The organism is Kitasatospora sp. NPDC051914, assembly GCF_040680995.1.
Lineage (GTDB): Bacteria > Actinomycetota > Actinomycetes > Streptomycetales > Streptomycetaceae > Kitasatospora.
This window is the reverse complement of record NZ_JBFAXX010000001.1, coordinates 28,167-46,627: the sequence shown is the minus strand read 5'-3', so window position 1 is coordinate 46,627 and position 18,461 is coordinate 28,167. Positions and strand designations below refer to the sequence as shown.

Below are 18,461 nucleotides of genomic sequence, written 5' to 3'. Positions count from 1 at the left end.
TACCGGGCCGCCGTGGTGCGCTGCGGGACCGGCCCGGTGCGCGGAGAGCACAGTCGGCCGAACGCCCCGGCGGGTCAGTCGCCGCCCAGGGCGAGGGCGAGCGCGGCCCGCGAGGTGATGCCGAGCTTCGGGAAGACCTTGTAGAGGTGCGCGCCGACGGTACGGGGCGACAGCTGGAGCAGTTGGCCGATCTCCTTGTTGCTCAGGCCGGTGGCGGCCAGCCGGGCGATCCGCAGCTCCTGGCCGGTCAACCCGGACGCATTCGGAGCCGCTCCGCCCGACGGCGGTGCCACCGGGTCGCCTGCGGCACGCAGCTCCTCCTCGCACCGCCGCGCCCAGGGATCCGCCCCGAGGCGACGGAACACGTGGTGCGCCGCGCGCAGCGCCTCCCGGGCCCCGGGCCGGTGGCGGCGGCGGAGCCACGAGCCGTGGGCGAGCCGCAGTCGGGCGAGGTCGAACACCCACTGCTCGGCACCCGGCACTGCGTACGTGGCATGGTAGGCGGCGTCGGCGTCCTCGTCCTCGGCGGCCAGGGCGGCGGCGGCCGCCAGCAGGAAGGCGTGCCGGCCGGAGATCTCCGCGGAGCCTTCGGCCCGCCCCGCCGCGACACGGGCCCGCGCCTCCTCGCGCCGACCGGTGTGCACGGCGGCCGTCACCAGGTCGAAGACCAGCGCGTGGTACCAGGGCGGGCCACTGGGCGGCCGGCCGGGCGGGGCGAGTTCGCTGAAGATCGCGTACGCCTCCTCGTAGCGACCGTGGGCGAGGGCGGCCAGGCCGCGCAGGTGGGTCAGCCGGTCGAGGACGAACCGCATCCGGGCGCGGGTGGCCGTGGGCCTGATGGCCCGTTCGATCTCGCGCAGTCCGGCCTCGTCGCCCCGCCCGGCCAGGAAGTGGGCGTAGTACTGGCGGAACATCAAGGCGTTGCAGTGGTAGCCGAGCTCCTCCGCGATCTCGGCCTCGCGCCGGCAGACGGCGGCCTGGTCCCAGTGTCCGAGCAGGTAGTCCCGGTGGCACTTGGCCTTGGCCACCGAGCCCTGGGTGGCATAGCCGTGCAGCCCGGTGGAGCGCTGCCACAGGTCGACCTCCGGCCGGTCGAGCGCCGAAGCGGTCCACAGCAGCAGCCAGGCCGCACCGGCCTCCTGCTCCTGCGTCATGTCCTCGGTCACCGCCCGTAGCTCCTCGGCGACGCCCGAGCCCGGGTCGGTCCAGGCCCGCAGGCAGAGCCGGCCCGCCTCGGAGACGTTCTCCCGGTGCCGTTCCAGAGCTCGCCAGGCCCACGGGTCGTCCGTGTAGGTTGCGGCCAACAAGAGCTTGAAGTAGACCTGTTCGACCAGACCGCCGAAGATGTCGGCGCCCTGCGCCGTCAGTGTGTCGAGAACCCCTGGCAGCAGTGCGGCGGAGGACTCGAAGTCGATGTGGTGGCTCTGGTCGGCGTAGACCACCGCGTATGCGAACAGCGGAGCGACATCCGGCGGGACCGGGCCGGCCTTCAGTTCCTCCACCAGGGCCGCCGTGTGACGCAGTTGGCCGCCGCGGGCCGCCATCACGGCGGCCCAGGTGAGGCGGCGGGCGCGGTCGGCAGGGTCGGGGCTGAGGGCGGCGGCGCGTTCGAGCAGGAGCGCTCCCTCCGCGTCACCGCCGCGTCCGGCGAGGCCACGGCCGACCTCCTGCAGTCGGTGTGCGAGGCCCTCCTCCGGGAAGAGCGCGGCCGACGCCTCGTGGACCAGTCGCCGGGGGTCGTCCGGCGCGAGGGAGTCAGCCAGGGCGCGGTGGGCCTCGCGGCGTGCCGAGTCCGAGGCCGCCGAGATCACCGCGGTGCGGACCAGGGGATGCCGGAACACCAGCCGTCCGTCGGCATCGAGGCGGGCGAGACCGTCCGCCTCGATGCGCTCCAGGGTGTCCCGCACGTCGTCGCCCCCGACGGCGCCCAGCCACACCCGGCCGCCGAAGTCCGTACCGGTGGCCAGCGCGCCCATCAAGAGCAGGCGGCCGGCCTCCGGCGTCACCGATCCCAGCCGCTCGGCGAACATCCGCTCCAGATTCCGCCCCAGCGGCAGGCGGTCCGGCAGCGGGACGATCCCCCGCCGCTGGCCGTCGACCAGCTGCCGGGGAAGCTCCACCAGCGCCAAGGGGTTGCCGGCCGCCTCCTCCAGGACCCGGTCCGTGGTGGTCGCCGCCAGCTCGGGGTAGCAGGTGCCGAGCAGCAGGGTCGCGTCCGCCCGGGACAGGGCTTCCACGTCGACGGGTCCGTCCGCCCACGTCTGCGCCGCGGGGCCGTCGGGGCGGCTGGCACCGACGATCACCAGTGGCAGCTCCGCACAGCGCCGGCGGAGGAAGGCGAAGACGGTCGCACTCGACGAGTCGATCCAGTGCAGGTCGTCCAGGAGCAGCAGCACCGGGGAGCTCTGCACCGCCTCGTCCAGCAGCGCCAGGGCCGCGGTACCCACGGCGAACCCGCTCGGGGTTCCGGCCCGGACACCGAGCGCGCTCTCCAATGCCTCACGCTGGTGGGCGGACAGGGCGCAGGATCGCCGGAGCAGCGACCAGAGGGCCTGGTGCAGTGCCCCGAACGCGAAGTCGGTCTCCGCCTCGGTGCCCACCGCCCGCAGGACAGTGAATCCCCGCTCGCGCGCCTCACGCTCCGCCCAGGCCAGCAGCGTGCTCTTGCCGACGCCGGCATCGCCCCGCAGCAGCACCGCGGAGCCACCCGCCCCGCCCCGGGCCTGCGTCAGGGCCGCGGTCAGCAGCTCCGTCTCCCGCTGCCGCCCGACCAGCGACGGGCCCCGCTTGTCCTCCGCCACTAATGTTCTCCCCGGGTCGACCGGCCTGCTAGCGCCCCCGGCCACCCAAGATTACTACCGCCCGTCAGACCCTCCCGGAGACCGGGGATGCCGGCGCCGCAGCGCTCCGTCCACTGCGGGAGCGGGTGCGCGTGCACGCCGGCCCAGGCGCCAAAGCCGGTCGATCCGGACGTGCACCGTCGTCCGCGACGGCGACACCGTGCTGTGACGCAACTGGCGCCGACCACCGGCGCCGAAATCCGAACCGCCACAGCCTGAACTGCCTGGTCTCCGCTTCGACGCCGCCCAGTACGGCGCGGAGATCACGCGCGGAAATCGACCACGGTCAGCGGCGCGGTTACGGTGGGCGCCCAACCGTACGACCGAGGAGAGCGGGCGATGTCCCAGGCGAACTGTGGGTACCGGCCGAGGAACTGGAGGAGTTCAACCGGCACATCGTCGGCCGCATCGAGGTGGTCCACGAGCTCCGGCCCCAGCCCGACACGGAGGCGAGCCTGTGACTGTCTTCCGCTGCGTACGCTGCAAGCAGCCCGAGCAGAAATGACCGAGTACTCCACGCTCATCTGCGACGACATCCCTCACAACGTGGTGCTCCTCGAGGTCGGCCCCCAGCCCGTTGGAGGTTGCGAAGACGTTCCGCACAATGACGGGCGTCGGGCTGTGGCGCGCAAAGCAGACCGTGACCGACACGCCTCCGGTTCTGCTCTTCGAAGGGGATCGAGGAGAACGCCGCCCGACGGCATGCCGAGGATCTGCGCGCAGCCGGTGCTGCGGTCACGGTGGAAGTAGACCTGCTGATCGGCCGACAGACACGGGACGGCGGTCCCCTCGATCATCCCCGTGACAAAGCACGAGGCGGGGTAGGTGAACGGGTGCTCGGCGTCGGTCGAGGCCTGGGCTGCGGACCCGTCAGCGGCGAAGAGCAGCGGGTGCAGATCGATCTCTCGACCACCGGGGTCGGTGACCACAAACCGTACCGGCCGCCAATTCAGGGTCTCGGCGAAACCGGCTCGGGAGAGGGCCGCGACCACCTCCGGCTCCTGATCGACCCGGTGCATCAGGTCCAGGTTGCGGTGCTCACGGGTCTGCTCACCGACGAGGGCGTCGCTGCCCCAGCCGCCACCGATCCAGATGTCCACCTCCGCCCGCCGCAGCACGGCGAGGACGCCAGAACGTCGTCTGCTGTCATCACCTCAAGGACGCTCACGCTGATCGCCTGGGCAGGCGAGCGGATTTGCTGCCGCTGCAGCGCGGCTCCGTCCCGCCCCGCCCCGTCAAATGATGCTCGGTGCAGGCCGAGCCAGCTGGGTCGTCAAGGTGTCGGTTCGGCGATTTCCTGCGTGCCGATGACCGCGAGCAGGTCGAACAGGCCGGAACTGTCCATACCGGCTGCGGGAGTGAACCACAGCAGGCGCTGCCGGCCGTCCTCGCTGAACAGGTTGAGGCAGTTGACCTCGATCAGACCGAGTGTGGGGTGGTTGAGGCGCTTGCGGTCGTCCCGCCGGAAGGCCACGTCGTGGTCGGCCCACAGCGCGGCGAATTCGGAGGAGACGCCGAGCAGCGAATGGATCATCGAGGTGGCTTCTGTGTCCTTGGCGTCCCGCCGCGCGGCGGCGGCCCGTAGATCCGCGACGAAGGCACGGGACTGGGATTCGTGATCGGACTCGGGGTAGAGACGCCGGGAGTCGGGCTCCGTGAACCACCGGTGGACGAAACTGGCGCGGGCCCCTCGGAAACCGGATTGGTCTCCGAGCAGGGCCACCGCGACCGGGTTCTGCACGAGGGTGACGTGCAAGTCGGTGATCACCTGTGCCGGTGTCGAGGCCAGCCGGTCGAGGAGGTCGAGCATGCCGGGGTGCACGTGCGAGGCCGCTCCGCCCTGTACGGGCACCGGGCGGGCGGCCAGGTGGAACAGGTAGTCGCGTTCGTCGGCGCTCAGGCGTAGCGCCCTCGCCAGCGAGGCGATCATCTGCTCGGACGGCTGGGATCCGGCGCCCCGTTCGAGCTCGTTGTAGTAGTCCACCGACGCCCCGGCGAGCTGGGCGACCTCTTCGCGGCGCAACCCCGGCACCCGGCGCCGGGGCCCGGTGGGGAGGCCGACGTCGGCGGGGCGGATGCGTTCACGCCGCGAACGCAGGAAGGCTCCCAGCTCGGTGTACTTCGCAGAACTCATGGCATCCATTCTGCGCTCGGCCGGGCCCGTGACCCAGGGGATGACATCCCCTGGTTGTGCAGGTCAGGGCGGTGCATCGTGGAGGACATGACCACGAACCACCAAGATCGAACGCAAGAACCGGGGGCCGCGCGGGTCGCCGTCGTCACCGGAGGATCACGCGGCATCGGCCGCGCGGTCTCCCGCAAGCTCGCCCGGGACGGCCTGGCCGTCGTGGTGAACTACGCCAAGGACGCGGCGGCCGCCGAGGAGGCGGTGGCGGAGATCACCGCTTCCGGCGGGCAGGCGATCGGCGTGCAGGCGGACGTGGCGGACGAGATCGCGGTGGCCGCGATGTTCGACCTGGCGGAGAAGGAGTTCGGCGGCGTGGACGTCGTCGTGAACTGCGCCGGTCGACTCGCTCTGTCGCCCATCGCCGACCTCGACCTCGCCGTGCTCGACGCCGTGCACCGCACCAACACCCGCGGCACTTTCGTCGTCGCCCAGCAGGCGGCCCGGCGCCTGCGTACGGGCGGCTCCTTCGTAGGGTTCTCGACCTCCGTGATCGGCACTCAGTTCCCCGCGTACGCCGCGTACGCGGCGAGCAAGGGCGCCATCGAGTCGATCACGCTGATCCTCGCCCGCGAGCTGCGCGGACGGGACGTCACAGTGAACACCATCGCTCCCGGGCCCACGGCCACGGACATGTTCCTCGACGGCAAGACCCCCGAGCAGATCGACCTGCTCGCCAAGACCCCGCCGCTGGAGCGGCTGGGCACCCCCGAGGACATCGCCAACGTGGTCGCGTTCCTCACCAGCCCGGAAGGGCACTGGGTCAACGGCCAGGTCCTGCGGGCCAACGGCGGCATGGTGTGAGTGCGCGGCCGAAGGTCGTGGTGATCACCGGCGCGTCCAGTGGCTTCGATCCCGGCCGCGACGGCAGCGAAGTGGTCTCCGCCGTGTACGACCGCATTCGTGCGGAGTTCCTCCACCACATCGGCATCGACGAACTGCTCACTCCCCGCGCCAGCCTCTGACCCACGCCGGCACCAGCCGAGGGACGGCCATCGGCTTCCGCCCTCGGACACAGACTGCCGACCCCATGGAAGAAACCCACTCAAAGGAGCAGGACCCATGCCTTTCGCCAACTTCAAGGTTCCCGCAGGCACCATCACCGCCGAGGACAAGAAGAAGATCGTCGAGCGCACCACCGAGCTGTACGCGGAGATCTACGGTGAGCGGGCCCGTCCCACCACGGTCGTGCTCGTCGACGAGGTCGTCGACGGCGGCTGGGGTGTCGCCGGCAACGTCCTTACCGCCGCCATGCTCAACGGCGACGCCTGACGCCGACCACCCGTGTGGGGTCCGGCGCACGCCGTGCCCCACACGGCCTTCACCGGGCCCTCGCCCGCGTCGCGCCTTCGCGCTCGCAGCAGCGAACCCGCCCGGCACCGCCTGCGGCTCCGCGCGCCTGAAGCCTGCTCGACCGACCCGCACCCGACCCCTGACCCGCGCCGGGTTCTGCACCCGATCCGCCTGCCGCAGGCGTCGATGGGAGTCCGGAGGCCAACGAGGACGACGGGGCGAAGGCGTGGGCAAGTGCGCAGTCGAAGGGATCCGTCATTCGGCCATGTTCCGAAGACACCCCCGCTGCGCATCGAATCGTTCGCATGCAGTCACCTGTTCGGATGTGCGGATTCCCTCGGACGGCACCTGGCGTGTGCCCGCGAGGCCGCGCTCTCGGCGCGGGTGGCCGCCGGGGCGCGGACTACGGCAACTTGCCTGGTCGCAACGGGTGGGCGGGGAGCTGCTGGTGCTGTTGTGGCTGGTCTCCTCGCCGGGCTAGGCTGGATGCTCCCGAATTTCTGTGAGTGATCATGCCGTGACGAAACAGGATGGGCGCCTTCCCGAGGGCCGACCGACCCCGTGGGGCGGTGGCGAGACGGGCACGGCGGTGGCGATCGTCGATGTTCACGGGTACGTGACACGCTGGAACGCCGATGCCGAGCGGTTACTGGGCTATCCCGCCGACGAGGTCGTGGGTCGGCCGGCGGCGGACCTGCTGGTCGAGCCCGTCACACGCGACGACGTGCGACGCATTCTGGCCGGGAGCCCGGAACGGTGGAGTGGCCCGCTCGCCCTGCGGCACCGCGACGGGCAGCGCGTGGATGTGACGGTGGTCGCGCATCACGGCGTGCCGCGCGGAGAAGCGCCGGATGCCGCGCCGGACAGTTGGCGCGTCGTGTGCGCGCTGACGGGGTCGGATGCCCGACCCGAGGACGAGGATCTCGCACGGTGGGCCTTCGAGCAGTTGCCCCGCTGCTCGGTCTCGCTGTACGACGCGCAGCTCAGGTACCGCGGCTCCAATCAGGCCATGGTTCCCGTCGTCGGCCTGCCGGACAGCGCGGTGCGCGGCCTGGGCATTCTCGACATCACCACCCAGCCTCAGACCGTCGACCTCGCCGACGGACTGCGCCGCGCGCTGGAGGGCGGCGAGCCGGTGCACCTGGAGAGTTTCCAGCGCACCGGAGGCGAGCGGCGGATCCATGCGTGGTCCGTCGACTTCGCTCCCCTGAAGGACTCCGACGGCGCGGTGCACGGTGTCGCCCTCGTCGCCCATGACATGACCGAGCAGTTCTGGGCGCGCAAGCGGCTGGTGCTGCTCAATGAGGCCGCCAGCAGGATCGGCAGCACGCTGGATCTCGGCCAAACCGCGTGTGAGCTGCTGGAGGTGACGGTTCCCGAGTTCGCGGATTTCGCGAGCGTCGACCTGCTCACCGCTCTCGAAGCCGATGTCGAACCGAGTGCGGGCGAGCTCTCCGGCAGTGTGATGCTCCGGCGGATCGCGCACCGCTTCGCCCCGGGCACGCGACTGCCGACCGTGTTGGAGATCGGTACCACCGACAGCTATCCGGAGTTCTCACCCCCGGCCCGCGCGCTCGCCACGGGCGGCGGGGTGCTCTGCAACGCCGAGGACCCCGAATTCGTCCATTGGATGGGAGTGGACAGGCGCCGCGCCGCGATCATCCGGGACCAGGGCTACCACTCGATGGTGGCGGTGCCGTTGCGTGCCCGCGGGGTGACGCTCGGTGTCGCCGTGTTCTACCGCCGAAGCCGCCCCGATCGGATGGAACGGTTCGGGGAGCACGATCTCCTGCTGGCCGAGGAGCTGGCCGCCAGAGCCGCCGTCGCGATCGACAACGCTCGCAGGTACACCCGTGAGCGTGAGACCGCGCTCTCCCTGCAACACAGTCTTCTGCCGCAGCGCATGCCGGAGCAGGCGGCGATGGCGGCGGCTTCCAGGTACATCCCGGCGTCGGCCCGCTCCGGAATCGGTGGTGACTGGTTCGACCTGATCCCGCTCTCCGGTGCCCGTATCGCCCTGGTCGTCGGCGACGTGGTGGGCCACGGCATCCGCGCCACCGCGACCATGGGCCGGCTGCGCACCGCCGTGCGCACGCTCTCGGACGTGGACCTGCCGCCGGACGAGCTGCTGACCAGCCTGGACGACCTCGTGGTGCGGCTGTCGTCGGAGGCCGGGGCCACGGGGGAGGTCGGCGAGATCGGAGCCACCTGCTGCTACGCCATCTACGACCCGGTGTCCCGGTCGTGCACGATGGCCAGCGCCGGGCATCCGCCGCCAGTGATCGTGCCGCCGGAGGGCGCGCCAGCGGCAGCCCGGACGCCGATCGGCCCACCGCTCGGCGTCGGCGGGCTGCCCTTCGAGGCGACCACGGTGGAACTGGCCGAAGGCAGCCTGCTGGCGCTGTTCTCCGACGGTCTGATCGAGACCCGCGAGCGCGATGTCGACGAGGGATACCAGCGGCTGTGCCAGGTGCTCGCACACAGCGGACCGTCGCTGGAAGATGCCTGCGACGCGGTCCTCGACGACCTGGTGGCGGGGCGGCCCCGTGACGACGTCGCCCTTGTCATCGCGCGCACCAGCGCCTTGGGCGACGACCACGTCGCCACCTGGGAGGTCCCGTCCGACCCGTCCGCGGTCGCGACCGCCCGCAAGGCGGTCTCCCAACGGCTGTCCGAGTGGGGCTCGATCGAGCAGATCTATCCGGCGGAACTGATCGTCAGCGAACTGGTGACCAACGCGATCCGCTACGCGGCCCCGCCGATCACGTTGCGCCTGATCCGCGACCGGGTCCTGATCTGCGAGGTCTCGGATGCCAGCAGCACCGCCCCGCACCTGCGCCGCGCCCGTGACTGGGAGGAGGGTGGCCGCGGCCTGATGCTCGTCGCCCAGATGGCGCACCGCTGGGGCACCCGACACAGTCTCACCGGCAAAACCATCTGGGCCGAGATGCCGCTCACTGACACTCTCCCGCCGGGCTGGACAGTGTGATTCCGACCCCTAGCAGGGTCCACCCGTGCTCCCGAAACTTTCGAAGACCCGCCTTGCCCCATGTAAGACCGACCGGCAAATGGATCACTTGAGGCGTCGGGTTGTGGGGCGGCCGTCCCAGCGGTAGCGGCTCGTCGAGCGCCGGATGAGCATGCGGAGCGTGGCGGCGAGGTAGAGGTAGAAGTCCACGACCTCGCCGCTCCTCTCGGTGCAGCGCCGCAGCTTGCCGTAGTCGTTCATCCACGAATGCGTGCGCTCCACGACCCAGCGCTTGCCGGCCTGGACCGGGGCGGGCACGCCCTTGCGGGCGATCCCGGCCGAGAATCCCAACTCTGCTATGAGCACGCGGGACTTGGTGCTGTCGTATCCGCGGTCGAGGTTGATGTTGACGACCTCCGGCATTGCGCCGGCCTGTTCCCCGGCCGCCGCCGGGGTGGGGCCGAGCAATGGGGAGTCGTGGCGGTTCGCGCCGGCGGACACGATTCCCAGCGGGACCCCGCACGCGTCGGAGGCGACCGACCGCTTCAGTCCCTGCTTGCCCCGGTCGACGGGTGAGCGGCCGGCCTTCTCCCCGCCGGATGGGGCCTTGGTGATGCAGCCGTCGACCGAGATCTCGCCGAGGTCGAGGCCGATCATGCGGTCGTACGCCTCCAGGGCGATCCGGTGCAGATTCTGCGTGATGCCCAGTTGAGCCCACAGTTTGACGCGGCGTCGGATCGTGCGGTCGGAGCATCCGGGCGAGGAGACGCGCTCGTATCCGGAACCGTGGACCAGCGCCTGGACGACGTGGTCGAACACAACGCGGCCCGGTATGCGTCGCCGGTGGCGGCCCAGCGGGTGGCCCGGATGGAATTCCGGCTGTTCGGGCAGCAGAGCACTGAACTGGACCCAGGCAGGTTCCAGCAGGGAAGATGGCAGCGCGGGCACAGTCGTCCTATTGCGGTCACAGAGCGTAGAGAACTCCATGATCACGTGGGCCTGTGCCCGTTCTGCCGTCTCCCCACGTCTTCGATGCCTATTGCCGGTCGGTCTTATGGGTTTAACAAACCACCGGTAGGCACCCGGATCGCGTCCAGAATCGGCTCGAACTGCGGGCTGTCACCCCGCTGCCCGGCAGTGATCAAGAGCGACAGGGGCTTCTGCCGTTGCTCGCACGCCAGATGGATCTTCGTCCCGCGACCTGCCCAGCCCGTGGTCGTCCGGCTCCGCGGCGACACCACCGGGCGGTTCCTTCTGCCCCGCGCCGTTGCGGCGGGCACCCCGCCGCATGCTGATGGGCCCGGCAGATCACGCCACGGAACCCCGGTCACGCGACCGCAACGCTTCAGGCCGTCCCCGGACCCTCCGGGGGCGGGCTCGCTCCCGGCCCTGCCGCCAGGGCGTCCAACTGCTCCTTCGACCAGGAGAGCCGGCCGGCCCGCAGGTCTTCGACCACCGTGCGCACCCACGCCAGCTCTGCGGCCGTCACGGCCCGCAGGTATTCGGTTTCCAGGCGGGTGATGCGCGGCAGTCCCTGCTCCGCCTCCGCGGCCACGGCCGCTTCCAGCCCGTCGAGCTTCTGCGCGAGGGCGTCGACCCGGCGTTCCAGAAGGTCCGCCATCTCGTCGGACGTGAGCAGCAGAAGGTTCGAGAGGGCGGCCGGGAACTCCGGGAACTCCTCCTTGGGCGTGGTGAGCATCTCCTCCAGCCAGGCGCGGGCGGTCTCGCGCCCCGCGTCGGTGACCTCGTACACGGTCCGCTCGGGGTACTGCTGATCGCGCCCGGTCTCGCGGACCGCGATCAGCCCGTCGCCGTTGAGTCGCTCGATCGTGCGGTAGAGGCTCGCGCGCTGCCTGACGTTGACGACCTGCTCCTTGCCCCAGTCCTTGACCAGCCGCTGGATGCCGTACGGGTGCAGCGGCTTGTAGTGCAGCAGGGCCAGGACGGTCAGGGCGAGAGGGGAGCTGCGGGGGGCGGATGCGGGCATGGGCTCGATTCTAACCTCCGAGAAACTAGTTGACGAGATACTAGTTTCAGTGAAACTATCGAACTCATCCACACGGCACCTCACAGAGAGGAACCACCGGGATGTCCCTCACCGAGCGCATCCACTCCGACCGCGACCTCGTCAAGCACCTCGGCGACTGGACGGAGGCCGACCGCTTCGAGGTCAAGGCCCGCCGCGGCGCCGCTGTCCTCGACCTCCGTTCCCCCGGCCTTCCCGACGACGTCGAGATCCACCTCGACATGGACCGGGCCATGGTCAAGCTGCTCGTCGACGACGGCACCGCCGTCGACCACCGGAACCCGAGGTGGACCGCCCGCGGCCGGATCAAGGACTCCCGGTCCCCGTCCGCCGACGACAGGGCGGCCGGCCGCCTGGTCCGGCTCTCCGGCTCTGCGACGAACAGCGAGATCCGCATCCACCGCGGCGGCATCGCGATTCTTTCGGCGATGACCTCCCGCGCGTACGCCCAGGATCTGCGCCGCGCACACAAGAGCGGCGGCGTGCCGACAATCGGCGACCCTTCGAGGGGGCACCAGTCATGACCCGCATCGGCAAAGCCCGCACCGCGCTCGTCATCGGCGGCGGTATCGCCGGCCCGGTCGTCGCGATGGCACTACGGCAGGCAGGCATCGAGGCCGCCGTCCACGAGGCGTACGACCACACGGCCGATGGGATCGGAGGCGCCATGACCATCGCCCCGAACGGCCAGAACGCCCTCGATGCGATCGGCGCGGGCGACCTCGTCCGCGCCATCGGCACCCCGGTCACCGCCATGGGGCTGCGGAGCTGGACGGGCAAGCACCTCGCGCGGTTCGCCCCGCCTTCCCGCCTCCCGTCCCTGCAGTTCGTCTGGCGAGCCGATCTCTACCGTGCGATCTACGACGAGGCGGAGCGCCGCTCCGTGCCCATCCACCACGGCAAGCGGCTGACGGGCGCGACGGACACCGGTTCCGGCGTCACCGCGCACTTCGCGGACGGTACACAGGCGAGCGCCGACATCCTGATCGGCGCCGACGGCATCCGCTCCACGGTCCGCTCCCTGATCGACCCCGCCGCACCGCAGCCGAACTACGCCGGTCTGATGTGCTTCGGAGCGCGGATGGACCGGTCGGGTATGCCCTCCACCGGCGGCGTCATGTACATGTGCTTCGGCAAGCGCGCGTTCTTCGGCTACCAGATCTTCGACGACTCCTCGGCGATGTGGTTCGTGAACCTGCCCCACCGTGCCCCGATGACGACTGCCGAGGCTCAGGCGATCGGCGCGGAGCAGTGGATGCGCACCCTGCGGACCGCCTTCGCCGACGACCGCACCCCCGCGCTCGAACTGATCGGCCGCACCGACGCAGGCCGACTCCTCGTCACCGGCCCGATGGAGAACATGCCGAGGGTCGCGAACTGGACCTGCGGCCGCATGGCCCTGATCGGCGACGCGGCCCACGCCCCCTCGTCCAGCTCCGGCCAGGGAGCATCCATCGCCGCCGAGAGCGCCGTCGAACTCGCGCGCTGCCTGCGGGACCTGCCCTACGACCAGGCTTTCGCGACGTACGAGCACCTTCGCCGTCCCCGCGTCGAACGCATCATCAAGCTCGCCGCCCGCACGAACAGCGACAAGACCGCGGGCCCGGTCGGCCGCGCCCTGCGCGACCTGCTGATGCCGATGGCCATGAAGCTGATCAACCCGGAGAAGATGGCCTGGCAGTTCGACCACCACATCGACTGGGACGCGAACGCGGCCCAGCCCACGTGACCCCCAGCCCGTCCGCCGGGAACGGGCCGCTGCCCGTCCACAGGTCCAGCACCGCGCCCGGTGCCTGTCGGATGAGGGCGATCGGTCACCCCGGGCTGTGGCCGCGGCCGGCTCCCTGTCGTTCGCAACCGGTGAACGGCCCGTACGCGGGACGGAGCAGCGCAACACGCCACCGGTCGGTACAGACACCGCGCCGAAGCCCGACCAGGATCAGCAGGAGCAGTACGAACGACAGGCGGGCAGGCGGGACGGTGCACGGCAAGTCCGCTCCGGCCGGCCGACCCGGGAAACCCATCACAACACGGCCCCACGGCGCAGCACTCGCGCGGCCGGCAGGACCACCAGGTGCCGGGAGCACCCCGTCCACCGCCCGGGCGCGGGCCCGACGGGATCGGGCGGTAGGGGCATGATGGAAGAACCTGGTGCTCCAGCCGCGTATCTGGACCAGGGTCCGGCCGCGCACGGCTGGGTGGAGGACCAGGTCTGGACCGCGGCAAGGGTGGCCACGCTGATCGGCCGGAAGTTCCACGTCTCGTACAGCGTCTCGGGTGCCACGAGGCTGATGCACCGGCTCGGCTTCAGCCCGCAGGTCCCCGCACGGCCGGTGGCCGAGCGGGATGAGCAGGCCCACGCCGTGTGGAAGGAGGCGACTTGGGCGGAAGTAAAAGAGCGCGGGCGGCCTGCGGGGGCTGCATCTGCTTCGAGGACGAAGCAGGATTCACCCGCCGGCCGCCCAAAGGGCGCACCTGGGGCCGGCGAGGCCGCACCCCGGTCGTGACCGTCAGCGGCCGTCGATCGGGACGCCTGTCGGTGGCCTGGCTGATCGCCATGCGACCCGGCTCACGCACCCGGCTGTGCCACCGCCTGATCACGCACCCCCGCCGGCAAGGGCCGGCGCCGCAGCATGGGCGAGCGCGACTTCATCGCCCTGGTCGACGGCGTGCACCACCTCGTCAAGGCGCCGATGGTGCTGGTCTGGGACCGCCTGAACACCCATGTCTCCCACGCCATGCGCGAGTTGATCGCCGAGCGTGCCTGGTTGACGGTGTTCCCACTTCCCGCCTACTCACCCGACCTCAACCCAGTGGAGTGGGTCTGGGCGCACGTCAAGCGCAGCCTTGCCAACCTGGCCGTGGTCGCCCTCGACCGACTCGAAGCCCTCGTCCGCAACCGGCTCAAGCGCCCGCAGCACCGGCCCGACACTCTCGACGGCTTCATAGCGGGCATCGGTCTGAGCCTCGACATCACCCTGACGAGCCGAGGTCAGTAATGCGATATGTGGGGGAAGTTGACGGACACCACGCGGGTGTTCGGGCGCAGGGCGGCGGTGACCGCGTCCAGGTCGAGGGCCCGGTCCTGCTTCTCGTCCAGGGCGATGCCGGTGACCTCGCACAGCGCCGGCGGGACGGTCTCCGCGGACTGGTAGTCGGGGGTGACGACGACGGCGTGGTCGCCGCGGTCGAGGAGGACCTGCGTGGCGATGTACAGGCCCTCTTCGGCGCCGGCGAAGCAGATCACGTCGTCGGCGCCGACGGTGTCGTACATGCCGGCGATCGCCGCGCGCAGGCCGGGGTCGCCGAAGGTCTCGGTGTAGCCGAGGGTGAGGTTCTGCCAGGCGTCGAGGTCCTCCGCGTCGGCGAGGGCGAGCAGGTCGGCCATCGGCATGGTCTGCACGTCGGAGGCGGTGAGGTGGTGGCGGGCGGTGAGCTCCCACCGCGAGAAGTACGTCTCGAGGCGGAAGTCGGGCAGGCGGGTCATGGGGTGCTCCGGGGGGCTTTGAGGTCGGCGAGCAGCGCGTACACGGTGGAGCGCGAGGCCTTGAGGGCGGTGGCGACGACGGGGACGGCGCGGCGGACGGCGAAGACGCCGGCCCGGTCGAGTTCGGCGAGCACGGCGAGCCGTTCGGCGCGGTTCAGGCGCTCCACGGGCCGGCCGCGGTCGCGGACGAAGGCGCCGACGATCTCCTGGACGCGTTCCGTCCAGTCCTGTTCGAACAGCGGCTCGGGCCGTTCGGCGGTCGGCGCGGCGAAGCGGCTCAGCACGGCGGCCGCCTGGTCGAGCGGGGTGCGGTCGAGGTTGACGCAGAGCACGGCGGACGGCGTGCCGTCCTCGCCGCGCAGCACGGCGCTGACCGAGGAGAGCCGCCGGCCGTCGGCGAGCAGCTTCTCGTACGGGCCGTAGACGTCGTGGGCCGCCGGCTGCAGCCGGTCGAGCTCGCCCAGCAGCGAGGGGTCGCCGGGGGCACGGCCGGCGTGCGGTTCCAGATGGCGAGCACCCGGTCGCGGCGGGCGTCGTGCGGCACCACCTCGGCGTACGGGCCGAGCAGCAGGGCCACCGCCTGGCAGACCGGGCCCCACAGCCGGACCCGGGGGTCGGTCGGTTCCGTCTCCACACCTGGACCATACGTCTGATCTGGACGGAACATCCAGATGGTGTGCCCTACGGACCCGGGCGGCAGGTCACGGCGAGGACGGCCATGTCGTCGTCCCGGGGGCCGCCCGTCCACCGTTCGACGTCGGCCACCAGGGCGTCGATCACCTGCTGCGGCCGGGCGAAGGGGCCCAGCGGGGGCAGCCGGACCGCCGGGTCGTAGAACTCCCCCGCCCGGTCCCGCGCCTCGGTGACGCCGTCGGTGACCAGCAGCAGGGTGTCCCCCGCCGCGAACGGCCACTCCTCCGCCGCCGCGACCGGCACCCCGAGACCGCCCATCCCCAGCGGCAGGCCCGGCTCGCGAGCCTCCAGCACCGTGACCGCACGGCCGCCCCCGGCCAGCAGGTACGGGCCGGGGTGCCCGCAGTTCAGCAGCCGCAGCCGACGCCCCGCCGGATCGAACTCGCCGAGCAGCGCGGTGATGAAACCCTCCGCCTGCATCTCCTCCTCGCCGAGGGCGCTCTCCCGCGCCAGCGCGCGCTCCAGCCCGGCGGCCAGGGCCGGCAGGTCGGGCTCGCGGTCGGCGTTCTCCCGGAACGCCCCCAGCAGCACCGACACCGCCGCGACCGCCCGCAGGCCCTTGCCCCGGACGTCCGCGATCAGCACCCGCACGCCGAACGGGGTCTCCTGGACGGCGTACGCGTCGCCGCCGATCAGTGCCTCGGTCTGTGCGGCGCGGTAGCACGCGGCCACCGCCAGCGGGCCCACCCGGGCGGGCGGCGCGGGCAGCACCGCCTGCTGGGCCGCCTCCGCCACCGAGCGCACCACCGCCAGCCGGCGGCCGTGCCGGGCAATCACCCGGTTGACCCAGAGTCCGATCAGCGCCGCGAAGACCGTGTTCAGCAGCTCCAGCCAGCCCGCCGTGGTGCCGATGGTGCCGTCCCGCGCGGTCAGCACGATCACGCCGACCGAGATGGCGACGCCGACCGCCACGGTGTCCCGCAGCGACAGCAGCGCGCCCGCCAGCACCGAGGCCGCCGCCATCATCGGGTCGCCCCAGTAGTCGGCGGTCGCCAGCGAGTCCCAGACCAGCCCGCCGACGACCAGCACCCACGGCGCCAGCCGCACGTAGCGCGGCCACTGCTCGGACAACCTCGCCACGGGCGAACCACGACTCCCATCCGGAGGGCAGGGACTGTCGACGATAACCGCCGCCGGCCCGCCCGACGGGGCAGGACACCCGCAACGGCCCGCCCGGCCGCCGCTGCCGTCCGGTCGGCGCAGCGGACGCGCCCCGCGGTGCCGACGTCCGGTCAGAACGCCGCGACGGCAGCCGATCGGCGGGTTCCGGCAGCCGGGGAGCGCTTTCGTAGGATGACCGGGTGAGCTCCTGGCAGCCATTCCTCGAGGACGAGTCCCTGCGCCCCGCGCCCGGACTGGTGGCGGGCCTCAGCGCCGACCTGCGCTCCCCGGACCCGGTGGTCCGCGACGAACAGGCCTACGTGCTGCTGCACCGCTGGATCCCCCGGCTCCCGCCCGAACTGCGGCAGTCGCTCGGCGACGAAATGGCCGAACGCTTCTCCGACCCCGAGATCCAGGCCCGTACCTTCGCGCCGCTGATCCTCGCCCGGCTCGTCCGGCTGGGCGACCACGACCCGGCCTGGCTGCGGGCCTTCGACCGCTGGTACCGCGAGGAGCGGGACCTCCGCGGGCACGACGCCGGGCTCGGCTGGCTGCACGCCGTCGCACACGGCGCGGACCTGCTCGGGGCGTTCGGCCGCAGCCCGCACACCGACCCGGCCGAGCTGCTGGACCTCGCCTGCGCCCGGCTCCTCACCCCCACCGACCACGTCTTCGACGCCATGGAGGACGACCGGCTCGGTTGTGCCGTCGCCCTCACCCTCACCCGCCCCGAGCTGACCGAGCAGCAGTCGCTGCGCTGGCTGGAGCCGATCGCCGCCGATTTCCGCGCCGCCTCCCCGGGGCCGGTGCCCGCCTACGCCTCCAACACCATGCGGACGCTGCGCGTGCTCTACCTGCTGGCCGACCGCGGCGTCCGCCCGACCCCGGACGCGGCCGGGCCGGTGTCCCTCACCCATGCCCGCGCCGTCCGCGAGGCGGTCGCCGAGACCCTCGCCATCACCGGCCCCTACGCCGGCTGACCCGGCCGGCCGCAGCGGCCGGCCGGGCCGCGCCGGTCACTGCCCGAGGGCGAAGGGCCCGACGTCGAACGGCGTCGACAGGATCGGCGGGCGGCCGACCCTCTCCCCGGGCAGCGGGGTCAGGAAGGTCGGCAACCCGTTCGGGAACAGGCCGCCCGTCGACGAGGGACCGGATCCGCGCAGCGTGCGCCGAAGCGGTGTCCCAGCCGTCGGCCATCGACGCGCTCGGGCCGCTGCTCGGCACCGACCACCCGACCCGGCTGTACCAGCCGCTCGACGACCGGATCGTCGACCTCGCCCACCGGTGGGGTGGGACGGCCGTGCCGGAGAGCGGGAAGACCGTCAGGACGTCCGCAGGGGACGGTCGTTGAGCAGGCGCTGGTAGAGAACGTGGTCGTGCCAGGCGCCCTCCAGGAAGAGCAGGCCGCGGGCGGTGCCGATCACTTCGAAGCCGCACTTGGCGAGCACCCGCCGGGAGGCGGTGTTTGCGGCGGCCGCGCCGGCCTCCAGGCGGTGCAGGCCGAGTTCGGTGTCGGCGGCGCGGCAGGCCAGCAGGGTGGCTGCGGAGGCGAGGCCGCGGCCGGCCTGGGTGGCGTCCACCCAGTAGCCGAGGTTGGCGCTCTGGACGTGCAGCCGCACGATGTTGGACAGCGTGACGGCGCCGACGATCTCGTCCCCGCTCGCCAGGACCCAGGGGGCGAGCCGGCCCGCCTCGGCCTGCACCAGCTGGTCGTGCAGGCGGGCGCGCTGACCGGCCACGGTGAAGAAGTCCTCGTCGCGCGGCGGGTCCCAGGGCCGCAGGTGCTCCCGGTTGCGGACCAGCGCACGGCACAGCGCCTCGGCGTCCTCCGGGACGGCGGGCCGCATCAGGACGTCGCCGGCGACCGG

The 18,461-nt window shown here is 71.9% G+C and carries 18 protein-coding genes and 2 pseudogenes; 10 read left to right on the top strand and 10 right to left on the bottom strand.

What is annotated here, in order from left to right; all coding sequences use genetic code 11:
- Positions 1-74 precede the first annotated feature (74 nt).
- The 4 genes and pseudogenes from AB0M03_RS00210 to AB0M03_RS00195 form a co-directional block, all read right to left on the bottom strand.
- On the bottom strand, positions 75-2,801 hold the full coding sequence (locus tag AB0M03_RS00210) for a BREX system ATP-binding domain-containing protein (protein ID WP_363486677.1): 2,727 nt from the start codon (positions 2,799-2,801) through the stop codon (positions 75-77).
- 302 nt (positions 2,802-3,103) lie between these two features.
- On the bottom strand, positions 3,104-3,262 hold the full coding sequence (locus tag AB0M03_RS00205) for a hypothetical protein (protein WP_363487399.1): 159 nt from the start codon (positions 3,260-3,262) through the stop codon (positions 3,104-3,106).
- Positions 3,263-3,580: 318 nt separating this feature from the next.
- Positions 3,581-3,990: pseudogene (locus AB0M03_RS00200) on the bottom strand (amino acid transporter); the annotation flags it as partial.
- Positions 3,991-4,113: 123 nt separating this feature from the next.
- Entirely contained in the window at positions 4,114-4,974 is an 861-nt protein-coding gene (locus tag AB0M03_RS00195) for a helix-turn-helix transcriptional regulator (protein ID WP_363486675.1), read from the bottom strand.
- 87 nt (positions 4,975-5,061) lie between these two features.
- Between AB0M03_RS00195 and AB0M03_RS00190 the strand changes: the two genes are divergently transcribed.
- From AB0M03_RS00190 to AB0M03_RS00175, 4 genes are all read left to right on the top strand, one after another.
- Entirely contained in the window at positions 5,062-5,829 is a 768-nt protein-coding gene (locus AB0M03_RS00190) for an SDR family oxidoreductase (protein WP_363486673.1), read from the top strand.
- Entirely contained in the window at positions 5,826-5,990 is a 165-nt protein-coding gene (locus AB0M03_RS00185) for a hypothetical protein (RefSeq protein WP_363486671.1), read from the top strand. The genes AB0M03_RS00190 and AB0M03_RS00185 overlap by 4 nt, the downstream gene beginning before the upstream one ends.
- 97 nt (positions 5,991-6,087) lie before the next feature.
- Positions 6,088-6,297, top strand: a complete 210-nt coding sequence (locus AB0M03_RS00180) for a tautomerase family protein (RefSeq protein ID WP_363486669.1) — start codon at positions 6,088-6,090, stop codon at positions 6,295-6,297.
- A 538-nt stretch (positions 6,298-6,835) separates the two neighbouring features.
- Positions 6,836-9,307, top strand: a complete 2,472-nt coding sequence (locus tag AB0M03_RS00175; protein WP_363486667.1) for a SpoIIE family protein phosphatase — start codon at positions 6,836-6,838, stop codon at positions 9,305-9,307.
- Positions 9,308-9,391: 84 nt separating this feature from the next.
- Here AB0M03_RS00175 and AB0M03_RS00170 read toward each other — a convergent pair whose 3' ends face one another.
- Entirely contained in the window at positions 9,392-10,234 is an 843-nt protein-coding gene (locus AB0M03_RS00170; RefSeq protein ID WP_363487370.1) for an IS5 family transposase, read from the bottom strand.
- A 397-nt stretch (positions 10,235-10,631) separates the two neighbouring features.
- A complete protein-coding gene (locus AB0M03_RS00165; RefSeq protein ID WP_363486665.1) occupies positions 10,632-11,273 on the bottom strand; it encodes a PadR family transcriptional regulator in 642 nt (213 codons plus the stop codon).
- Positions 11,274-11,374: 101 nt separating this feature from the next.
- Between AB0M03_RS00165 and AB0M03_RS00160 the strand changes: the two genes are divergently transcribed.
- The 4 genes and pseudogenes from AB0M03_RS00160 (at position 11,375) to AB0M03_RS00145 (ending at position 14,311) form a co-directional block, all read left to right on the top strand.
- On the top strand, positions 11,375-11,836 hold the full coding sequence (locus AB0M03_RS00160) for a hypothetical protein (RefSeq protein WP_363486663.1): 462 nt from the start codon (positions 11,375-11,377) through the stop codon (positions 11,834-11,836).
- Positions 11,833-13,041: an NAD(P)/FAD-dependent oxidoreductase gene (locus AB0M03_RS00155; protein WP_363486661.1), complete on the top strand. Its 1,209-nt coding sequence runs from the start codon at positions 11,833-11,835 to the stop codon at positions 13,039-13,041. The genes AB0M03_RS00160 and AB0M03_RS00155 overlap by 4 nt, the downstream gene beginning before the upstream one ends.
- 406 nt (positions 13,042-13,447) lie before the next feature.
- Positions 13,448-13,819, top strand: a complete 372-nt coding sequence (locus tag AB0M03_RS00150) for a winged helix-turn-helix domain-containing protein (RefSeq protein WP_363486659.1) — start codon at positions 13,448-13,450, stop codon at positions 13,817-13,819.
- Positions 13,816-14,311: pseudogene (locus tag AB0M03_RS00145) on the top strand (transposase). The gene AB0M03_RS00150 and the pseudogene AB0M03_RS00145 overlap by 4 nt, the downstream one beginning before the upstream one ends.
- Here AB0M03_RS00145 and AB0M03_RS00140 read toward each other — a convergent pair.
- The 3 genes from AB0M03_RS00140 to AB0M03_RS00130 form a co-directional block, all read right to left on the bottom strand.
- On the bottom strand, positions 14,305-14,799 hold the full coding sequence (locus AB0M03_RS00140) for an aminotransferase class I/II-fold pyridoxal phosphate-dependent enzyme (protein WP_363486657.1): 495 nt from the start codon (positions 14,797-14,799) through the stop codon (positions 14,305-14,307). The pseudogene AB0M03_RS00145 and the gene AB0M03_RS00140 sit on opposite strands and share 7 nt — an antisense overlap.
- On the bottom strand, positions 14,796-15,398 hold the full coding sequence (locus AB0M03_RS00135; protein ID WP_363486655.1) for a helix-turn-helix domain-containing protein: 603 nt from the start codon (positions 15,396-15,398) through the stop codon (positions 14,796-14,798). The genes AB0M03_RS00140 and AB0M03_RS00135 overlap by 4 nt, the downstream gene beginning before the upstream one ends.
- A gap of 82 nt (positions 15,399-15,480) precedes the next feature.
- On the bottom strand, positions 15,481-16,572 hold the full coding sequence (locus AB0M03_RS00130) for a PP2C family protein-serine/threonine phosphatase (RefSeq protein WP_363486653.1): 1,092 nt from the start codon (positions 16,570-16,572) through the stop codon (positions 15,481-15,483).
- Positions 16,573-16,793: 221 nt separating this feature from the next.
- On the opposite strand from AB0M03_RS00130, the gene AB0M03_RS00125 reads away from it, so the two are divergent.
- Complete coding sequence (locus AB0M03_RS00125) at positions 16,794-17,573, top strand: DUF2785 domain-containing protein (protein ID WP_363486651.1); 780 nt, start codon at positions 16,794-16,796, stop codon at positions 17,571-17,573.
- 197 nt (positions 17,574-17,770) lie between these two features.
- The gene (locus tag AB0M03_RS00120) at positions 17,771-17,944 is read left to right on the top strand and encodes a hypothetical protein (RefSeq protein ID WP_363486649.1); all 174 of its coding nucleotides are present in this window, start codon (positions 17,771-17,773) and stop codon (positions 17,942-17,944) included.
- Here the strand turns inward: AB0M03_RS00120 and AB0M03_RS00115 are convergent.
- Complete coding sequence (locus AB0M03_RS00115; RefSeq protein ID WP_363487368.1) at positions 17,916-18,440, bottom strand: GNAT family protein; 525 nt, start codon at positions 18,438-18,440, stop codon at positions 17,916-17,918. The genes AB0M03_RS00120 and AB0M03_RS00115 overlap by 29 nt on opposite strands.
- Between the last annotated feature and the right edge of the window lie 21 nt (positions 18,441-18,461).

Bases quoted from the DNA above. Each gene is read 5' to 3' on its own strand.
- AB0M03_RS00195 (WP_363486675.1), bottom strand. From the start codon at position 4,974: ATGAGTTCTGCGAAGTACACCGAGCTGGGAGCCTTCCTGCGTTCGCGG.
- AB0M03_RS00190 (WP_363486673.1), top strand. From the start codon at position 5,062: ATGACCACGAACCACCAAGATCGAACGCAAGAACCGGGGGCCGCGCGG.
- AB0M03_RS00180 (WP_363486669.1), top strand. From the start codon at position 6,088: ATGCCTTTCGCCAACTTCAAGGTTCCCGCAGGCACCATCACCGCCGAG.
- AB0M03_RS00165 (WP_363486665.1), bottom strand. From the start codon at position 11,273: ATGCCCGCATCCGCCCCCCGCAGCTCCCCTCTCGCCCTGACCGTCCTG.
- AB0M03_RS00160 (WP_363486663.1), top strand. From the start codon at position 11,375: ATGTCCCTCACCGAGCGCATCCACTCCGACCGCGACCTCGTCAAGCAC.
- AB0M03_RS00155 (WP_363486661.1), top strand. From the start codon at position 11,833: ATGACCCGCATCGGCAAAGCCCGCACCGCGCTCGTCATCGGCGGCGGT.
- AB0M03_RS00150 (WP_363486659.1), top strand. From the start codon at position 13,448: ATGATGGAAGAACCTGGTGCTCCAGCCGCGTATCTGGACCAGGGTCCG.
- AB0M03_RS00140 (WP_363486657.1), bottom strand. From the start codon at position 14,799: ATGACCCGCCTGCCCGACTTCCGCCTCGAGACGTACTTCTCGCGGTGG.
- AB0M03_RS00115 (WP_363487368.1), bottom strand. From the start codon at position 18,440: ATGCGGCCCGCCGTCCCGGAGGACGCCGAGGCGCTGTGCCGTGCGCTG.